Raw genomic sequence first — 16,265 nt, 5'->3', positions numbered from 1 at the left:
TCCGAATTCGACGCCACTTACCGGTGTCCACGCCGATCACGCGATGCTCCCAAGCACGTGCGCGGACGGCAGTCCTGGCTTTTGCTTTTCCGGGTCCCGGGCCCCGGGTCCCCGGTCCCGGCTCTTCCACCTGTCAAGCCTTGCCCGGCTCGCCCCCCGCCGCTACCCTGCCCGGGCATCGCTCTGGTTCCGCATGTCCACTTCCCGCTTCGCCCATCTGCACATCCACACCGAGTTCTCGCTGGCGGATTCGACCATCCGTGTGCCCGAGAAACCGGATCAGGCTGACCCGAAGAAAGCCAAGCAGGCCAACCTGCTCAGCCGCGCGGTGGAGCTGGACCTGCCCGCGCTGGCGGTCACCGACCTCAACAACCTGTTCGCGCTGGTCAAGTTCTACAAGGCCGCCGAGGGCGTGGGCATCAAGCCGATCGCCGGCGCCGACCTGCTGATCGCCGACGGCACCCAGGCGCCGTGGCGGCTGACCGTGCTGTGCCGCGATCGCGACGGTTACCTGAGCCTGTCGCGGCTGCTGACCCGCGCCTGGCTGGAAGGCCACCGCAGCGAAGGCGGCGTGGCGCTGCGCCCGGAATGGCTGCAGACCGGCAGCGACAACCTGTTCGCGCTGGCCGGCCGCGAGAGCCTGGCCGGGCGCCTGGCCAGCGAAGGCCGCCACGACCTGGCCGAGCAGCAACTGGCCGACTGGCAGCGCATCTTCGGCGACGGCCTGCACCTGGAACTGACCCGCACCGGCCGCGACGGCGAGGAGGCGTTCAACCAGTTCGCCCTGCACGCCGCCGGCACCCGCGGCCTGCCGGTGATCGCCAGCAACGACGTGCGCTTCCTGTACGCCAGCGACTTCGCCGCGCACGAGGCGCGCGTGTGCATCTCCTCCGGACGCGTGCTCGACGATCCCAAGCGACCGCGCGACTACAGCGACCAGCAGTACCTGAAGTCGGCCGAGGAAATGGCCGCGCTGTTCGCCGACATCCCCGACGCGATCGACAACACCCTGGCGCTGGCGCAACGCTGCAACATCGAGATGCAGCTGGGCACCTACTTCCTGCCCGCCTATCCGGTGCCCGACGACGAGACGCTGGACAGCTGGATCCGCAGCCAGTCGCGCGACGGCCTGGCCGCGCGCCTGGAGAAGAACCCGCTGGCGCCCGGCAAGACCCGCCAGGACTACGTGGACCGGCTCGAGTTCGAGCTGGACACCATCATCAAGATGGGTTTCCCCGGCTACTTCCTGATCGTGGCCGACTTCATCCAGTGGGGCAAGAACCAGGGCATCCCGATCGGCCCGGGCCGCGGTTCCGGTGCCGGCTCGCTGGTGGCGTGGGCGCTGCAGATCACCGACCTGGATCCGCTGCCGTACAACCTGCTGTTCGAGCGCTTCCTCAACCCGGAACGCGTGTCGATGCCCGACTTCGACATCGACTTCTGCATGGATCGCCGCGACGAGGTGATCGACTACGTGGCGCGCAAGTACGGCCGCGACCGGGTCAGCCAGATCATCACCTACGGCACCATGGCGGCCAAGGCGGTGGTGCGCGACTGCGGCCGCGTGCTCGGCTTCCCGTACGGCCTGGTCGACGGCGTCGCCAAGCTGATCCCCAACATCCTCGGCATCACGCTGAAGGATGCGATGGGCGAAGGCAAGGACAGCGAGATGGCCTCGCCGGAGCTGATCCAGCGCTACCAGGCCGAGGACGACGTCCGCGACCTGATGGACCTGGCGCGGCAGCTCGAGGACCTCACCCGCAACGCCGGCAAGCACGCCGGCGGCGTGGTGATCGCGCCGACGCCGCTGTCCGACTTCTGCCCGCTGTTCGCCGAACACGACGTCGACAATTTCGGCAAGAACCCGGTCACCCAGTTCGACAAGGACGATGTCGAGCAGGTCGGCCTGGTCAAGTTCGACTTCCTCGGCCTGCGCACCCTGACCATCATCGACTGGGCGGTGAAGGCGATCAACGTGCGCCACGCGCGCGCCGGCATCCCGCCGGTGGAGATCGCCGCGATCCCGCTCGACGACGCGCCGACCTACAAGGGCATCTTCGCCTCGGGCAACACCGGTGCGGTGTTCCAGTTCGAATCCTCGGGCATGCGCCGGCTGCTGAAGGACGCACGCCCCGACCGCTTCGAGGACCTGATCGCGCTGGTCTCGCTGTACCGCCCCGGCCCGATGGACCTGATCCCCTCGTTCAACGCGCGCAAGCACGGGCAGGAGGAGATCGTCTATCCCGATCCGCGCACCGAAGCGATCCTGAAGGACACCTACGGCATCATGGTGTACCAGGAGCAGGTGATGCAGATGGCGCAGATCGTCGGCGGCTACTCGCTGGGCGGCGCCGACCTGCTACGCCGCGCGATGGGCAAGAAGGTGCCGGCGGAAATGGCCAAGCACCGCGAGATCTTCCGCGAGGGCGCGGCCAAGGGCGGCGTCGGCGAGGCCAAGGCCGACGAAATCTTCGACCTGATGGAGAAGTTCGCCGGCTACGGCTTCAACAAGTCGCACGCCGCCGCCTACGCGCTGGTCAGCTACCAGACCGCGTGGCTGAAACGCCACTACCCGGCCGAGTTCATGGCGGCCACGCTGTCCTCGGACATGGACAACACCGACAAGGTGGTCGGCTTCCTCGACGAGGTGCGCAACCTCGGCCTGACCGTGCTGCCGCCGCGCATCAACGCCTCGGCGTACATGTTCGAGGCGGCCACGCCGGACACCATCCAGTACGGCCTGGGCGCGATCAAGGGCGTGGGCCGCGGCGCCTGCGAGGCGATCGTGGCCGAGCGCGAGCGCGGCGGCGAGTACGCCTCGCTGCTGGATTTCTGCACCCGCGTGGAATCGGCCAAGCTCAACAAGCGCACCCTCGAGGCGATGATCAACGCCGGCGCGATGGACGGACTCGGCGCCAACCGCGCCACGCTGATGCTGCAGCTGCCGGAGGTGATGAAGGCCACCGAGCAGATGGCGCGCGAGCGCGCCTCCGGGCAGAACTCGCTGTTCGGCGGCGCCGACACCAGCGCCCCGGCGCTGCGCCTGGACCTGCCGGAAAGCAAGGAATGGCCGCTGGGCCAGTTGCTGGCCGGCGAGCGCGAGACGCTGGGCTTCTACCTCAGCGGCCATCCGTTCGATCCGTACCGCGACGAAGTGCGCGAGCTGGTCGGCTGCGACCTGAGCGCGCTGGAAAAGATCTGCGCGCAATCCGGCGGCGGCCGCGGTGGCGGCGGCGACGGCGAGAAGCGCGCGTGGCGCCCGGAGGTCAGCGCGATCCTCGCCGGCCAGGTGGTCGGCGTGCGCCGCAAGGGCGACAGCCAGGTGTTCGTGCAACTGGAGGACGGCCGCGGCCGCATCGAGTGCAGCGCGTTTTCCGACGCCATCGCCGAGTTCGGCCACCTGCTGACCCGCGACCGCATCCTCATCGTCAAAGGCGGTGTGCGCGAGGACGAATTCAACGGCGGTTATGCGATGCGCATCCGCCAGTGCTGGGACTACGAACAGATCTGCACGCACCACGCGCAGCGCCTGTCGCTGCGCCTGGACCTGCGCCAGCGCAGCGCCTGGCCGCGCATCGACGGCCTGCTCGCCCGCCACCGTCCCGGCAAGACGCCGTTGCGCCTGGATCTGCTGCTGCAGTCGGCGCAGGGCGGCATCGCCGGCATGCTCGACCTCAACGGCAGCCATTCGGTGCGCGTGGACCCGCAACTGCTTGACGCCCTGCGTGGCGACCCAGCGGTGCGCGCGGTGAAGGTCAAATACAACCCGCCATGGGCGAACTGAGCCTGGCGCGCAGCGCGGCGCGCCCGTTGCGCATGACCGAAGGAAGGATGCCGCGATGAAGACCGTGCTGTTCCCGTTCGCTGCCGCGCTCGCGCTGGCGGCGTGTTCCTCGTCCAAGGTCGACTTCCAGATCGACAACCCCACCGCCGCGCCGCTGTCGATCACGCTCGACGGCAAGACCCTGCAGGTGCCGGCACAGCAGGCGCAGCCGGTGACGTTGGCGGCCGGCGAGCACCACCTGCGCAGCGAACGCCTGGGCGATGTGCGCTTCATCGTCTACGCCGATACCAGGGGCGGACTGATCAATCCGACCCTGAGCGAGTACGTGACCGCGAACGCGATCTACCTCACCGGCCCGGACAAGGCGAAGAACTTCGGTTCGATCAACGCGCGGATCGAACTGAACGGCGTCACCTTCGAAGGCCCCTTCAAACAGACCCACGACCTGTTCATCGACAAGGACTGGACCTTCGGCGTGCGCGAGCCGTTCCCGGACGAGCAGGTCGTCGCGCATGTCGATGCCAGCGGCGGCAAGATCGACCGCAAGATCTTCACTGCGCCGGACTTCATCGCCTACGTCGAGACCGGCATGGGCCAGCCCGGCGCGTTCGAGCGCGCGCGGCCGGGCCGTTACGTGACGCCGCGCTTCGCGCTGGAGAAGGCCCCGGCGACGTTGCCGCCGCTGGACCCGGCCTACGAGGCCCATGCCGGCCCGCTGCGCGCGCTCTACGCGCGCCACCTGCGCGCGACCGGCGCCGACGCGCAGCGTGCCCTGCGCAAGGAAGCCTTCCAGGCGCAGATGGCGTTCACCACCGCCACCGCGACGCTGGGCGCCTCGCTGCCGCCCTCGGCCAACGAGGCCTGCAACACCTTCGTGCACGCCTTCGGCGAGCTGACCGGGCGCAGTGCGCTGGTCGTTCCCTGAACCGCCGCCGCCCCCGGCCAGCCGCGCCCCGCCGGCCTTTCCACACCGGAGCGTACGGGCAGTTGCCGTACATTCGGCTAAGCTTCCCCACCTTTGATCCATCCAACGGCTTCCAATGAACCCGAACTACCTCGACTTCGAGCAACCCATCGCCGATCTGGAAGCCAAGATCCAGGAACTGCGCAACGCCAGCACCGGCCCGGCGGTCAACGTCGACGCCGAGGTGGGTGCGCTGGAAGACAAGCTGCGGGTGCGCACCGCGCAGATCTTCCGCGACCTGTCCTCGTGGCAGATCTCGCAGTTGGCGCGGCATCCGCAGCGCCCGTACACGCTGGATTACATCAACGTGTTCTGCGACGAGTTCCAGGAACTGGCCGGCGACCGCGCGTTCGCGGACGACAAGGCCATCGTCGGCGGCCTCGGCCGCATCGATGGCCGCGCGGTGGTGATCATCGGCCACCAGAAGGGCCGCGACACCAAGAGCAAGATCGCGCGCAATTTCGGCATGCCGCGCCCGGAGGGCTATCGCAAGGCGCTGCGCCTGATGAAGCTGGCCGAGCGCTTCAAGCTGCCGCTGCTGACCTTCATCGACACCCCCGGCGCCTACCCCGGCATCGGCGCCGAGGAGCGCGGCCAGAGCGAAGCGATCGCGCGCAACCTGCTGGAGATGGCCGAGCTGAAGGTGCCGGTGATCTGCACCGTGATCGGCGAAGGCGGCTCCGGCGGCGCACTGGCGATCGGCGTCGGCGACCGCACCCTGATGCTGGAATACGGCACCTATTCGGTGATCTCGCCGGAAGGCTGCGCCTCGATCCTGTGGAAGGACGCCTCCAAGGCCAAGGACGCCGCCGAGCAACTCGGCCTGACCGCCAAGCGTCTGTCCGCACTGGGCCTGGTCGACAAGGTGATCCGCGAACCGATCGGCGGCGCCCACCGCAACCCCACGCAGATGGCCAAGCGCCTGAAGGCGGTCCTGCTCAACGAACTGCACGCCCTGGAACAGCAGCCGATCGAGCAGTTGCTGGAGAAGCGCTACGCGCGCCTGCGCAGCTACGGGGCGTACGAAGCGGCCTGATCGCGACACAAGGAAGCGTTGCCCATGAATCCCATCGTCCTGCTGTCGCTGGCCTTGCAGTTGGCCTGCTGCGTGCACGTGGTGCGCAGCGGCCGCCCGCTGTATTGGATCTTCATTCTGCTGATCTTTTCGTATCTGGGGATCCTGATCTACGTGATCGCCGAACTGCTGCCGGAGTGGCGCAACGATCCGCGCGCGCGCCGCCATCTGCGCAAGGTCGGCGCCACGCTCGATCCGAACCGCGACAAGCGCACCGCCGGCAATCGCCTGGAACTGGCCGACACCGTGGACAACCGCCGGCAACTGGCCGAGGTGCACCTGGATAACGGCGAGTACGCGCAGGCGGCCGAGGTGTTCGAGAGCGGCTTGCGCGGCATCCACCGCGACGACCCCGGACTACTGCTCGGACTGGCCAAGGCGCAGTTCGGCCTGGACCAGCCGGCCGCGGTGAAAGCCACGCTGGACCGGCTGATCGCCGCCAACCCGCAGTTCCGCTCGCAAGACGGCCACCTGCTCTACGCGCGCGCCACCGAGGCGCTGGGCCAGACCGACGCGGCGCTGGAGGAATACGCCGCGCTCGCCGACGACTACCCCGGCGAAGAAGCGCGCGTGCGCTACGCGCAACTGCTTCAGCGCGCGGGCCAGCCCCAGCGCGCCGGAGAAGTGTTCAACGAAGTACTGAAGCGCTCCAGCCTGGCCCCGCGCTACTACCAGCGCGACCAACGCCAGTGGATCGACCTGGCCCGCAGCGAACTGAAGCAACTCGACAGCCGCAACGCCTAGCTGCTGGCGCAAACCCGGAAAGGGTCGGAAACGGGGACTTTCGAATCCCCAATCCTAAATCCCAAATCCCAAATCCCCGCTCAAAACGGCTTCGCCAGCACCAACCAGATCACCACCAGCAGCGCCAGCACCGGCACCTCGTTGAACAGGCGCAGCGCGCGCGAGGACGGCAGCGCGCCGGCCTGGCCGACGCGCTTGAGCCAGCGGCCGGTGAAGATGTAGTAGGCCAGCATCAGCGCCACCAGGCCGAGCTTGGCGTGCAGCCAGCCGCTGTGGCCGGGCGCGACCATGGTCGGGAAGTCCGGCAGCACCTTGTAGCCCAGCCACAGGGTCAGCCCCAGCAGCAGCGCCAGGCCGAACATGCTGTGGCCGAAGCGGTACAGGCGCCGCCCCATCAGCGCCAGGCGCTCCTGCACCTGCGGCTGGCCCTCACTCTCGGCGACGTTGACCAGGATCCGCGGCAGGTAGAACACCGCCGCCATCCATGCGATCACGAACAGCAGATGCAGGGACTTGATCCACAGGTAGAGTTGCATGCGCTGGCTCCGTGTCGCTGGCGTAGGATGTGCGGCCATTTTCGCCGATTCGTCCGGCGCCCGCACGGATCACACGCCCGCATGGACAAACAGTACGACGCCGACTACTTCCAACGCTGGTATCGCCGCGACGGCATCGGCGATGCCGCACGCCTGGCGCGCAAGGTCGCGCTCGCCGTAGCCCAGGCCGAGTACTACCTGGAACGGCCGATCCGCAGCGTGCTCGACATCGGCTGCGGCGAAGGCGCCTGGCGCGCGCCGCTGCTGAAGCTGCGGCCGAAACTGCGCTACCTCGGCTTCGACAGCAGCGACTACGCGGTCGCCCGCTACGGCCGCCACCGCAACCTGCACCCGGCGCGCTTCGGCGATTTCGCCTGGCTGCGGCCGTGCGCGCCGGTGGACCTGCTGGTGTGCTCGGACGTGCTGCACTACGTGCCCAGCCGCGAACTGCGCCAGGGCCTGCCCGGCCTGGTGGAGCTGTGCGGCGGGGTGGCGTTCCTGGAGACCTTCGCCGCCGAGGACGACTTCGACGGCGACCACGCCGGCTTCCAGCCCCGCGCGGCGCGCTGGTACCGGCGCCAGTTCGGTGCGCTCGGGCTGCGCCCGGTGGGCAGTCATTGCTGGCTGGCGCCAGCGCTGGCGGGGGATGCGGCGGCGCTGGAGACGATTGGTCTGGTGCCCCATTACGGTGCAAACCGCGCGGATGCGTTATGCTGCACGGCAGCATACGCTCAGGATGGAAACACCGGCATGCTCTACCAGTGGCACGAACTGACCCGTAACCTGCTCGCCCCCTGGGTGCACCAGGCCGAAGCCAACGCCAAGATCTTCTCCGACCCCAACAGCCTGTGGTCGACGCTGCCCGGCGCCGAGCGCCTGGCCGCGAGCAACGAGTTGATGCACCGCCTCGGCAAGGACTACGAGAAGCCGGCCTGGGCGCTGGACCATGTCGAAGTCGACGGCCACGCCCTGCCGATCGTCGAGCAGGAAGTGCTGCGCAAGCCGTTCTGCCGCCTGCTGCGCTTCAAGCGCTTCAGCGACGACGCCAAGGTCGTGGACGGACTCAAGAAGCAGCCGGCCGTGCTGGTGGTGGCGCCGCTGTCCGGCCACCACGCCACGCTGCTGCGCGACACCGTGCGCACCCTGCTGCGCGACCACAAGGTCTACGTCACCGACTGGATCGACGCGCGCATGGTGCCGCAGTCCGAAGGCGACTTCGGCCTGGACGACTACGTGCGCTACGTGCAGGACTTCATCCGCCACATCGGCGCCGAATCGCTGCACGTGATGAGCGTGTGCCAGCCGACCGTGCCGGTGCTGGCCGCGGTGTCGCTGATGGCCGGGCGCGGCGAGACCACGCCGCGCTCGCTGGTGATGATGGGTGGCCCGATCGATGCGCGCCGCAGCCCCACCGAAGTCAACAACCTGGCCACGCGCAATCCGCTGTCCTGGTTCGAGCACAACGTCATCCATACCGTGCCGCCGGCCTACCCCGGCCACGGCCGCGCCGTCTACCCGGGCTTCCTGCAGCACATCGGCTTCCTGGCGATGAACCCGAGCCGGCACTTCATGTCGCACTGGGATTTCTACGCCAACCTGGTCAAGGGCGACCTGCAGGACGCCGAGGCGCACCGCCGCTTCTACGACGAGTACAACGCGGTGCTGGACATGCCGGCCACCTACTACCTGGACACCATCCGCGTGGTGTTCCAGGAATTCCTGCTGCCGCGCGGCGAATGGGTGATCGACGGCGAACGCGTCGACCCGGCCGCGATCCGCGACACCGCGCTGCTCAGCATCGAAGGCGAACTGGACGACATCTCCGGCCTGGGCCAGACCGCCGCCGCGCAGGACCTGTGCACCGGCATTCCCGCCGCGCGCCGCCAGCACCTGGAAGTGCAAGGCGCCGGCCATTACGGCATCTTCAGCGGCCGTCGCTGGCGCGACATCGTGTATCCGCAGGTGCGCAGCTTCATCGCCGCCAACGCCAACGCCGGCGCCAGCCGCGCGCCGGCGGCCGGCAACGTCACCCCGCTCAAGCGTCGCGGCAGCCGCAAGGCCGGCTGAGCGGCATCTCGCCCGTGGCGACCACGCCGCGGGCGATCGTGCATCAGGACATCAGGGCGCCTCGCTGCGCACCAGCAGGTGCTTGGCCAGCAGGCCATGCGCCTTGCCGAAGCCGCGCGACAGGTGCAGGGTGACGAAGAACAGCGCTGCGCCCAGCACGCTGGCCAGCAGCAACGGCAGCCACGCCTCGCTGCCGATCCAGTGCAGCGGACCGACATGAACGGTCAGATCGGCGACGTCCGGGGCAAACAGCGCGGCAGGCGCCAGCAGCATCAGCAGCGACGTACTCAGCAAGGCCGCGAACACCGCGAAGTAGAAGATCCCCAGCGGCAGCATCAGCAGGAAATACAGCATCGTGGTCCAGGTGCGCGCATCGGTGAACATCTGCCCGATGCGCCGCAGCCAGGGTTGTGCGGGCTCGCTGTACAGCGGCCGCCGCGGCATGCGCTCGCCCAGCAGCACTTCCACCACGCGCCCTTCCACCAGCGACAGCAGCCGCACCGAACCGAAGAACAGCACCAGCAGCGGCACGCCGACGATCAGGATCAGCATGCCCGCCGATACGCTGACCCCGGTCACCACCCAGGTGAAGTAGAAGATGCCGGTGACCAGCGACAGCAACATGTAGAACAGGCTGCCGTAGGTGCGCGGGTCGGCGGCCACGCCGAAGAAGCGGCCGAGCAACGACTTGCGCTTGGGCGGCGCCGGCGGCTTCAGCGCGCGGTTCACCGTCACTTCGGTATCGCGGTAGATCTCGGCCACCTCGTCCGGCGCACCGTAGCTGCCGGCCACGCCGGCGATGACCTCGGCTTCGCTCTTGCCCGGCTGCTCGGCCAGTTCCGAACGCAGGTATTCCTCCGCGTCGTACAGCGCGTCCTGGACCAGCGCCGGGTCGGCGCCGGCCAGTGCCGCGCGCAGTTGCGCCAGGTAGTCGGGAATGGTGGTCGGCAAGGGCCGCGGTGCGGTGTGTGCGCTGCTCATTCTGAAATCCCCTTCAGCACGGAATCGACGGAATCGCGGGTGGCGCGCCACGCCGCGGCCCACTGCCGCAGCGTGGCCAGGCCCGCCGCGGTGATGCGGTAGTAACGCCGTGGCGGCCCCGCCACCGACGGCTCGACATGGCTGGACAGCAGGCCGGCCGCCTCCAGGTTGCGCAGCACCGGATACAGCGCACTCTGCTTGCCGCTGAGCACACCCTCGCCCACCTGCTCCAGGCGCTTGGCGATCAGGTAGCCGTACAGCGGCGCCTCGGCCGCGGCCAAGACCGCCAGCAGGGCCAGCGACACGGTGCCGGCGCTCAGCTCCTTCTGGAATTTCTTCAGCTGTGCATCCGGCTCGACCATGACGCCCTCGCTAGGTTGAGCTAGATACTAGTAACGAGTTCGACATAGTGATCGTGCCATTGGTCATGCACACCGCTCAGGCGCCGCGATTGCCGCGGCAAACGTTTCGACAACGTCGCGCGCCCTACACTCGTGACGGTTCCGTTCCACATGCATTCCAGGAGGTATCGCATGAGCCCGTCCCCCACCGAACAGCAACCCGGCCAGGCCACCGACCCGAGCTTCGCCAGTTCCGGCAACCAATACTCCGCTGGCCCGATCAAGCGGGATCCGAACGCTGGCGCAGGCTCCCTCGAGTACAGCCGTACGGTCACCGAAGCCAGGCGTGGCCCACTGGAGTACGCCTTGGTGCAGACCGGCAAGGTCGGCGCCGGCAGCAAGCAGGAAGACGGCAAGACCGTGTTCAACGTGGAGATGGAGTTCACCCAGGGCCATCGCATCGAGGGCGCATTCAAGGCCGGGCGCCTGGCCGCCGACGGTAGCCTGACCCAGGCGGTCGGCGAGCGCGGCCGCTACGAGGTGCGCCTGCCCGGCGAGGCCAAGGCCGAAGCCGCTGCCCAGGTGAATCCGTTCGACCCGCAGACCATCCCGGTGGACGGCAGCGTCAAGCTCGATGGCCAGGCCTTCGCCAAGACCTCGATGGAGGCGACGTTTCGCGGCCTGGCCACCTCCAGCGAGCGCACCGATGCGGCCGGCATGAGCTACGCCGTGCAGCGCGTGGACGAGCACAGCGTGCGCGTGGCGGTCGGCCCGACCCAGGCGCTGGAGCGGCTGGAGGCGGTCGGATTCAAGACCGACATCGCTCAGGCCATGCTTGGCCGCCAGGACGCGCTCGGCCAGGCGACCATGCGCACCGCCACCTTCGACCTGCGCGAGCCGCAGGCGCAAGCCGCCTATCGCGACTTCCTGGCCAGCGGCAAGCTCGCCGCCAACGTACCCGGCGTCAGCGACGTACAGAAGGTCGAAAGCCTCACGATGAGTTCGGAAACCCGCGCCCAACTCGGGGTAGGCCCGTTCAAGGCCGAGCTGGGCGGCCAGCGCAACACCGGGGAGAACGTGCGCACCACCTATGCCGACGGCAGCTACAGCCTGGTCGGCAAGGTGCAGTACGCCGGCAACGTGCCGATGACCATGACCCGCCAGTTCGACGCCGCGAACAACGAGCGCGTGGACGAACGCAGCTACCAGTTCAAGTTCGACAAGGTCGACGAGAACCAAGCGCAGCTGCTCAACTCGGTGCTCGCCGGCAAGGCCGGTGCCGCGGGTCCGGCGAAGGCCGGCCAGGACCTCACCCTGCACTTCTCCGAGCGGCAGATGGATGCGCTGCGTCAGCAGTACCAGCGCGCAGCGCAGGCCAGCCCGATGACCGCGCACGAGGCGACGCAGTACGCCAAGCAAAGTCCGCAGGACTTCGCGATCGGCCTGGCGCGCAACCTTGGCAATTCCCAGTACGGCCTGAGCGAGCGCCTGTTCCGCGTGGCCGACAGCGCCGGCGGCACGCCGGGCGGCGATCTGCAACGCATCGACGCCAAGGCCGAAACGCCAGAGCAGAAGTCGCCGACGGCGCCGACACGCGCCACCGGCAGCGGGCCGGAGCCGCACGCCGCTGCCGCCGCCGACCCGCGGCAACAGGCGATGCAGCAGGCGATCGAGCGCAAGCTCACCCCGTACGACGCCAACGTCGCCAGCAACTTGCTGCTGGCGGCCAGGCGCGACGGCCTGACCCAGGTCGATCACGTGCTGCGCAACGACAACGGCCGCGTGTTCGCGGTGCAGGGCGACCCCGGCGCCGGCGACAAGCGGGTGGCCTACGTGGACGCCGCGCAGGCGGCCACCATTCCGGCGGCGGAAAGCGCCAGGCAACTGGCCGCGCTGCCGCCGCTGCCGAACCAGGCGCCGGTGCAGGACACACAGGAACCGCAGAAGCGCGCGCTGTCGTAGACAGCGCTGTCGGCGGCACGGCGGTCGCGCCATGCCGCCGGCACATTGGCAGCGGCCGCCGCTTCGGTGAGAATCGGGCGCTCACCGACCGGGCCGCCCTCATGCCGCTGCGCACTTCCCTGCTCGCCCTCGCGTTGTCGCTGTCCACCTTCGCCGCGTCGGCCGGGGCACCGCCGCCGGCCGTGCCCTACCGCAGCCCGCAACAGATCCTGGACGCATCCAAGCCCAGCGACTGGCGCACGTTGGATCCGGCGAACACGCTGTACCTGGAACTGGACACCGGCCGGGTGATCATCGAACTGGCGCCGGCGTTCGCGCCGCAACACGTCGGCAACATCCGCACCCTGGCCCACGAGCACTTCTGGGACGGCCTGAGCATCTACCGCGCGCAGGACAACTTCGTGGTGCAGTTCGGCGACCCCGACGGCGAGGAGCCGGGCAAGGCCAGGTCGCTGGGCAGCGCCAAGACCCACCTGCCCGCCGAATTCCAGCGCCCGGCCGCGGGCCTGGCGTTCCAGCCCCTGCCCGACCGCGACGGCTGGGCGCCGCAGGTGGGCTTCGTCGACGGCTTTCCGGTGGCGCGCGATCCCAAGGCCGGCACCGCCTGGCTGGCGCATTGCTACGGCACGCTCGGCGCCGGCCGCAACAACGACGAAGACAGCAGCATCGGCGCCGAACTGTACGTGGTCACCGGGCAATCGCCGCGGCAACTGGACCGCAACATCACCGTGGTCGGCCGCGTGGTCAAGGGCATGGAACTGCTCAGCGTGATCCCGCGCGGGCCGGACCCGATGGGCTTCTACGAAAAACCCGAACAACGCACCCCGATCCGCGCCATCCGCCTGGCCAGCGACGTGCCGGAGAACGAACGCACCCCGCTGCAATTGCTGCGCACGGATACGCGCACCTTCCGCGAGGTGGTCGAGGCGCGACGCAACCGCCGCGACGCGTTCTACAAGCGCCCGGCCGGGCACATCGACCTGTGCAATGTGCCGCTGCCGGTGCGTACGCCGCCGAAGTGACGCGTCATGCGCGCGCCGGACGGTGCGTGCTCAGGCGCCGCCGACGCTGCGCCGCTGCGGTTGCTGCGCGTGCAGGAAGCGGGTGAACAGTTCGCGCGGCTGCTCCACGCCGCACTCGGTCAGCAGCATGGCGATGTTGCCGCGGTGGAAAGCGCCATGCGCGAGCACGTGGAACAGCATTTCCTCTCGGCTCATGCGGCCGGCATCGCCATCGGTGAAATGGAAGGCCAGTGTCTGCTGCAAGGCGGGCGCGTCGATCCGGGCGACATAGTCGGCATACCACCGGTCCGATTCGGCCACCGCCGCACCCAGCGCCTCCAGTTCCGGCGTCTGCGGCGTATTGCTCGCGGTGAACGCATGCGTGCCGCCCTCCAGGTGCGCAGCGAAGATCCGGTCCACCACGTAGGTATGGTTCAACAGCCGGATCGCGCGCTGCCGCTGCGCCGGAAACGCCGCACCATCGATCTGCGCCAGCGCCTGCAGCAGTTCGGCGTTGGCCCAGGCCTTGAAGGCGAACTGCGATGCGAGCAGGGAATCGGTCATTGCGTCGTTCTCCAGGCAAAGGGGTGACACGGAAATTGCGGCGCGCCGACGTCCTCGCGCACGCCTGCCAGTTGCGCCGCTACCGCGCGCGCTGGCTGAAGGCGACGCTGCCCAGGATCAGCATGCCGGCCAGCAACATGGTCCAGGTCAGCGGCTCGCCGAGGATCGCCCAGGCCAGCAGCGCGCCGAACACCGGCACCAGATAGGTCACCGTCGACGCGCGCGCCGGGCCGATGCGCTGGATCAACCGGTAGTACAACAGGAACGCCAGGCCGGTGCAGAGCACGCCCAGGCCGCCGGCGCAGGCCCAGGCCACCGCCGGTACCGGTGCGGCCGGCCAGTGCGTCCAGGCCAGCGGCGCCAGCAGCAACGCGCTGCAGCCCAGGGTTGACGCCGCCGCCGCGGCCGGCGGCAGATCGCTCATGTGCCGCTTCACCAGGCTGTAGCCGATGCCGTACAGCAGGGAGGCAGTGGTGCCGGCCAGCGCGGCGGGGCCCACGCTGATGCCGGCCGACTTGCCGGTGGCGAGCACCACGATGCCGGCGAAGCCGATCAACAGCGCCAGCGCGCGGCGCGTGCCGATCTTCTCGCCGAAAAACAGGAAGGCGATCAAGGCGGTGAACAGCACGGTCATCGCGTTGCAGATCGCGCCGATCGCCGCCGGCGCATGTTGCGCGCCCCAGGCGAAGAGCAGGAACGGCAGCGCCGAGTTGAGCAAGCCGATCGCCGCCAGGGTCGGCCAGCGCCGCAACGGGAAGCGCGCCCGCGCCAGCCACAGGAACGGCAGCAGCACCGCCGCGCCCAGCGCCAGGCGCAGTTCCACCAGCGCGTAGGCGCCGAACTGCGGCGCGGCCACGCGCATGAACAGGAACGAGCAGCCCCAGACGACGCCGAGGAAACCCAGTTCCAGCGGCGTGCGCCAGTCGCGGGCGGGCGCGCCGTCGGATGCGGAGGCAGCAGCCGCGGAGGCGATGGCCGGCTGCAGGGAAGGATCGGAGGTGGGCATGGAAGAGGCTCGCGGTCGATCGGACACGCGCCGCAGCGGTCGTGCGACGCCACGCATCCGCTGCCGGCTGAGGACGCCGGGCGGCACATCCGCACCGACTCCGCATCACCGCTGCCCGCCGCGCATGTCGTGTTCGGCTGCCAGCATCGCCCTGCACCACGGGGCCGACAAGCGCGTAGTATCGTCGCGAGCCACAAATCTGCCGCGTGTCTGCTCATGCAACTGCGCCCGTCCCTGCTGCCCGCACTCGGCGTGTTCGCCGCCGCCGCGCGCCACCAGAACTTCGCCCATGCCGCGGAGGAACTGCATCTCACCGCCAGCGCGGTCAGCCACCATGTGCGGCGCCTGGAAGCCCTGCTCGGCGCCACGCTGTTCCAGCGCCACGCGCGCGGGGTCAAGCTGACCGCCGAAGGCAGGCAACTGGCCGATGCCGCCAGCGCGGCGCTGGCCGACATCGCCGCGGTCGCCGGCAACCTGCATCCGCAGGCCGACACCGCGCCGCTGCGCCTCACCACGCTGCGCTCGCTCTCGTACTGCTGGCTGCTGCCACGCCTGCCGCGCTTCTGCCAGGCGTATCCGCACGTGCGGCTGGACATCCAGACCGATGCGGCGTTCTCGCGCTTCGAGGAGGGCGGCCCGGATCTGGGCATCCGCTACGGCCAGGGCGCCTGGCCGGGCCTGACCTCGCACCATCTGATGGACGACGAACTGTTCCCGGTCGCCTCGCCCGCCCTGCCGCAACTGGCGACGCTGCGCCGACCCGAGCAGATCGCGCAGTTGCCGCTGCTCACCGACATGTCGCCACAGGGCTGGCGCGACTGGTTCCGCGCCGCCGGCGTGCGCGGCGTGGCGCTGCCGCCCATGCACACCTTCAACGACAGCACCGATGCGATGCGCGCAGCGGTGTACGGCGTGGGCGCGGTACTGGCACGCAAGCACATCGCCCAGCCCTACCTGCAGCGTTACGAACTGGTGCGCCTGCCCGGCCCGGCGCTGACCGCGCGCTATTCCTACTACATCGTGCATCCGACCCACCGCCTGCTCAGCCCGGCCGCCAGCCACTTCGTCGACTGGCTCAAGCGCGAGGCGCTGGACGAGCGCACGCCGATGCCGGCGCTGCCGGCGGAACTGCTCGGGCTGCCACCGAAGGCGGGCTAGCGCCCCTCTCCGCACGCATTCGCAGGCGCGGCCTCCGCCGCGACGGAGAGCGCCTTGCGACGACACAGTCGCACGGCGACGA

Annotated in this window: 13 protein-coding genes and 1 pseudogene; 9 read left to right on the top strand and 5 right to left on the bottom strand. The window is 69.3% G+C overall.

The genetic code is table 11. The features are described from left to right. The first annotated feature begins 193 nt into the window (after nucleotides 1–193). From dnaE to CEK66_RS14395, 4 genes are all read left to right on the top strand, one after another. The gene (gene dnaE, locus CEK66_RS14410; protein ID WP_152237373.1) at nucleotides 194–3,784 is read left to right on the top strand and encodes a DNA polymerase III subunit alpha; all 3,591 of its coding nucleotides are present in this window, start codon (nucleotides 194–196) and stop codon (nucleotides 3,782–3,784) included. 55 nt (nucleotides 3,785–3,839) lie between these two features. Next, entirely contained in the window at nucleotides 3,840–4,709 is an 870-nt protein-coding gene (locus CEK66_RS14405; protein ID WP_152237372.1) for a hypothetical protein, read from the top strand. A gap of 115 nt (nucleotides 4,710–4,824) precedes the next feature. Beyond that, nucleotides 4,825–5,784 carry an acetyl-CoA carboxylase carboxyltransferase subunit alpha gene (locus CEK66_RS14400; protein ID WP_152237371.1) on the top strand — a complete coding sequence of 320 codons (960 nt, stop codon included), beginning with the start codon at nucleotides 4,825–4,827 and terminating at the stop codon, nucleotides 5,782–5,784. Nucleotides 5,785–5,808: 24 nt separating this feature from the next. Then, nucleotides 5,809–6,567, top strand: a complete 759-nt coding sequence (locus tag CEK66_RS14395) for a tetratricopeptide repeat protein (RefSeq protein WP_017908799.1) — start codon at nucleotides 5,809–5,811, stop codon at nucleotides 6,565–6,567. Nucleotides 6,568–6,647: 80 nt separating this feature from the next. Here CEK66_RS14395 and CEK66_RS14390 read toward each other — a convergent pair whose 3' ends face one another. Further along, nucleotides 6,648–7,103, bottom strand: a complete 456-nt coding sequence (locus CEK66_RS14390) for a CopD family protein (RefSeq protein WP_152237370.1) — start codon at nucleotides 7,101–7,103, stop codon at nucleotides 6,648–6,650. A gap of 81 nt (nucleotides 7,104–7,184) precedes the next feature. Here CEK66_RS14390 and CEK66_RS20660 point away from each other — a divergent pair. Both CEK66_RS20660 and phaZ read left to right on the top strand, forming a co-directional pair. Beyond that, a pseudogene (locus tag CEK66_RS20660) lies at nucleotides 7,185–7,772 on the top strand (class I SAM-dependent methyltransferase); the annotation flags it as partial. Nucleotides 7,773–7,853: 81 nt separating this feature from the next. Then, on the top strand, nucleotides 7,854–9,170 hold the full coding sequence (gene phaZ / locus CEK66_RS14385; protein ID WP_226978616.1) for a polyhydroxyalkanoate depolymerase: 1,317 nt from the start codon (nucleotides 7,854–7,856) through the stop codon (nucleotides 9,168–9,170). A 51-nt stretch (nucleotides 9,171–9,221) separates the two neighbouring features. On the opposite strand, the gene CEK66_RS14380 is transcribed toward phaZ, so the two are convergent. Together CEK66_RS14380 and CEK66_RS14375 are read right to left on the bottom strand one after the other, a co-directional pair. After that, nucleotides 9,222–10,151, bottom strand: a complete 930-nt coding sequence (locus CEK66_RS14380; protein WP_152237368.1) for a sensor domain-containing protein — start codon at nucleotides 10,149–10,151, stop codon at nucleotides 9,222–9,224. Further along, entirely contained in the window at nucleotides 10,148–10,513 is a 366-nt protein-coding gene (locus CEK66_RS14375) for a PadR family transcriptional regulator (RefSeq protein ID WP_152237367.1), read from the bottom strand. Before CEK66_RS14375 ends, CEK66_RS14380 begins: the two co-directional genes overlap by 4 nt. A gap of 171 nt (nucleotides 10,514–10,684) precedes the next feature. Here CEK66_RS14375 and CEK66_RS14370 point away from each other — a divergent pair, with 171 nt between their 5' ends. Together CEK66_RS14370 and CEK66_RS14365 are read left to right on the top strand one after the other, a co-directional pair. After that, the gene (locus CEK66_RS14370; protein ID WP_152237366.1) at nucleotides 10,685–12,454 is read left to right on the top strand and encodes an XVIPCD domain-containing protein; all 1,770 of its coding nucleotides are present in this window, start codon (nucleotides 10,685–10,687) and stop codon (nucleotides 12,452–12,454) included. A 101-nt stretch (nucleotides 12,455–12,555) separates the two neighbouring features. Continuing rightward, the gene (locus tag CEK66_RS14365) at nucleotides 12,556–13,476 is read left to right on the top strand and encodes a peptidylprolyl isomerase (protein WP_148829574.1); all 921 of its coding nucleotides are present in this window, start codon (nucleotides 12,556–12,558) and stop codon (nucleotides 13,474–13,476) included. 30 nt (nucleotides 13,477–13,506) lie between these two features. Here the strand turns inward: CEK66_RS14365 and CEK66_RS14360 are convergent, their stop codons facing one another. Continuing rightward, nucleotides 13,507–14,019, bottom strand: coding sequence for a DinB family protein (locus tag CEK66_RS14360; RefSeq protein WP_152181955.1), 513 nt, complete (start codon nucleotides 14,017–14,019; stop codon nucleotides 13,507–13,509). Between the two features lie 79 nt (nucleotides 14,020–14,098). Next, on the bottom strand, nucleotides 14,099–15,025 hold the full coding sequence (locus tag CEK66_RS14355) for a DMT family transporter (protein ID WP_017915767.1): 927 nt from the start codon (nucleotides 15,023–15,025) through the stop codon (nucleotides 14,099–14,101). A gap of 216 nt (nucleotides 15,026–15,241) precedes the next feature. Here CEK66_RS14355 and CEK66_RS14350 point away from each other — a divergent pair, with 216 nt between their 5' ends. Next, nucleotides 15,242–16,183 carry a LysR substrate-binding domain-containing protein gene (locus tag CEK66_RS14350; protein ID WP_017908809.1) on the top strand — a complete coding sequence of 314 codons (942 nt, stop codon included), beginning with the start codon at nucleotides 15,242–15,244 and terminating at the stop codon, nucleotides 16,181–16,183. The last annotated feature ends 82 nt before the right edge of the window (nucleotides 16,184–16,265 follow it).

This window comes from Xanthomonas sp. LMG 12460, from assembly GCF_009192895.1.
GTDB classification, from domain to species: domain Bacteria; phylum Pseudomonadota; class Gammaproteobacteria; order Xanthomonadales; family Xanthomonadaceae; genus Xanthomonas_A; species Xanthomonas_A sontii.
This window is presented reverse-complemented; position numbering and strand designations above follow the sequence as displayed.

What these genes read in the sequence shown, in the direction of transcription:
- CEK66_RS14370 (WP_152237366.1), top strand. Translation starts at nt 10,685, where the DNA reads ATGAGCCCGTCCCCCACCGAACAGCAACCCGGCCAGGCCACCGACCCG.
- CEK66_RS14400 (WP_152237371.1), top strand. Translation starts at nt 4,825, where the DNA reads ATGAACCCGAACTACCTCGACTTCGAGCAACCCATCGCCGATCTGGAA.
- CEK66_RS14365 (WP_148829574.1), top strand. Translation starts at nt 12,556, where the DNA reads ATGCCGCTGCGCACTTCCCTGCTCGCCCTCGCGTTGTCGCTGTCCACC.
- dnaE (WP_152237373.1), top strand. Translation starts at nt 194, where the DNA reads ATGTCCACTTCCCGCTTCGCCCATCTGCACATCCACACCGAGTTCTCG.
- CEK66_RS14375 (WP_152237367.1), bottom strand. Translation starts at nt 10,513, where the DNA reads ATGGTCGAGCCGGATGCACAGCTGAAGAAATTCCAGAAGGAGCTGAGC.
- CEK66_RS14405 (WP_152237372.1), top strand. Translation starts at nt 3,840, where the DNA reads ATGAAGACCGTGCTGTTCCCGTTCGCTGCCGCGCTCGCGCTGGCGGCG.
- CEK66_RS14395 (WP_017908799.1), top strand. Translation starts at nt 5,809, where the DNA reads ATGAATCCCATCGTCCTGCTGTCGCTGGCCTTGCAGTTGGCCTGCTGC.
- CEK66_RS14355 (WP_017915767.1), bottom strand. Translation starts at nt 15,025, where the DNA reads ATGCCCACCTCCGATCCTTCCCTGCAGCCGGCCATCGCCTCCGCGGCT.
- phaZ (WP_226978616.1), top strand. Translation starts at nt 7,854, where the DNA reads ATGCTCTACCAGTGGCACGAACTGACCCGTAACCTGCTCGCCCCCTGG.
- CEK66_RS14360 (WP_152181955.1), bottom strand. Translation starts at nt 14,019, where the DNA reads ATGACCGATTCCCTGCTCGCATCGCAGTTCGCCTTCAAGGCCTGGGCC.
- CEK66_RS14390 (WP_152237370.1), bottom strand. Translation starts at nt 7,103, where the DNA reads ATGCAACTCTACCTGTGGATCAAGTCCCTGCATCTGCTGTTCGTGATC.
- CEK66_RS14350 (WP_017908809.1), top strand. Translation starts at nt 15,242, where the DNA reads ATGCAACTGCGCCCGTCCCTGCTGCCCGCACTCGGCGTGTTCGCCGCC.
- CEK66_RS14380 (WP_152237368.1), bottom strand. Translation starts at nt 10,151, where the DNA reads ATGAGCAGCGCACACACCGCACCGCGGCCCTTGCCGACCACCATTCCC.